This is a genomic window from Kitasatospora sp. MBT63, from assembly GCF_000710465.2.
Lineage (GTDB): Bacteria > Actinomycetota > Actinomycetes > Streptomycetales > Streptomycetaceae > Kitasatospora.
This window is the reverse complement of record NZ_JAIZ01000585.1, coordinates 1-1,330: the sequence shown is the minus strand read 5'-3', so window position 1 is coordinate 1,330 and position 1,330 is coordinate 1. Positions and strand designations below refer to the sequence as shown.

The following is a 1,330-nucleotide window of genomic DNA, read 5'->3' as shown; positions in this document are numbered from 1 at the left end:
CGGGGGAGGGGACGGGACGGCGCAAGCGGATCTCCACCTCAACGGGAGGACGGGCCGGGCGGGATGGAACCAGCCTGGCGCTGTCCGGGATGTCCGTCACGCCCGAAGGGCGTTCGCGCAGGTGAGGTGCGGACATGGCCGGACAGGGGCGGACCGCGCCGGACAATCCGCCCCCGATCCTGCCGCTCTGCGCCACCGAGCGATCACGTTCCGTAGGCTTGACGGTGTCTGTGCCAACGGGCCGTCAAGGCCCTGGACCAACTGGTGCCGACGACGCACCTGTGGCCGGACGGGCCGCCGTTGTGACGGCGTTCGGTGCCGCACCTGCAGCCGCACCGGTCGGTCACCCGCGGGTGCGGGTGACCGATCGCCGCGATACGCAGATGCCGGACATCTCGACCGGCGTGGCCTGCTCGGATTCGGTGGTGCCGAGCCGAGCCGGGCCGGCCCGGGGCTGCGGATGCCGGGGGTCCGGGCGGGCAGTGAAGGAAGCCCGGGAGCCGGGCCCCTCCTCCCATCCCGTTGCGGTGCCCGGGCCTCCCCGCCCTGCCCGGTACCGGGCCACTGCCCGGACCCGACCCGGGAGTTCGGTGCGGGCGCCGTGGCGGGAGATTCTTCGGTGCCGGCCCGCGTCGGGCGGTCTCCGGCCGGGGCGGGCGCGGAAGAATTTCCTGCCATTGGCCCGTGTCCCGGTGCTGCGCCGCTGCGGCGCGCTCGGGCGGGCGGGGGCGTTCTGGGGTTCGCGTTCGGTGGGCGGCGGGGTGCGTCCGCGGAGTTTCGGCCGGTGTTCGGCCCGGTGGATCGCGGGTGTCTCGTTGCCGGGCCGGGCCGGGCCGGGCGCCGCCGACCGGTTCGAACAGGGGGAGTGTGCGCGTGACGGAGAAAGTGGTGCCGGGTCCGGAGCCGGACTGGCAGCCGGCCACCGGCCCGCCCTACCACACGGGCAAGAACCCGGCGTCGCAGGTCAGTCAGTGGGAGGCCGCGGGCGGCCCGTTCCGGATGATCGCCGGCCTCCCGGGTGCACGAAAGCGCAGCCTCTCCGCGCCGATGGACAGTGAAAATGTGCGGGAGAGGAGTCGAGATGACCATGACCGACGCACTGAAGCGCCGCACACCGACCAAGGCATCGCGAGCCGGCCGAACGACGGCGGACACGACCTCACCCCGCATGATCACCACCGGTGACCTCCGCAACGCCGCCGACGTTCTGCTCCTGGTCCACGACGCCTCCAACGGCCCGTGACGGCCGGGTCTCCACAGAAGACACGTCCCCGATCAGAAAGGTACGGCCATGGAGCTCGGCCTCATCGGTCTCGGCAAGATGGGCGGC

General features: G+C 73.1%; 1 protein-coding gene. It reads left to right on the top strand.

The window, feature by feature from the left end; all coding sequences use genetic code 11:
- The first annotated feature begins 873 nt into the window (after positions 1 to 873).
- The gene (locus AA75_RS51490; RefSeq protein ID WP_206743457.1) at positions 874 to 1,185 is read left to right on the top strand and encodes a hypothetical protein; all 312 of its coding nucleotides are present in this window, start codon (positions 874 to 876) and stop codon (positions 1,183 to 1,185) included.
- The last annotated feature ends 145 nt before the right edge of the window (positions 1,186 to 1,330 follow it).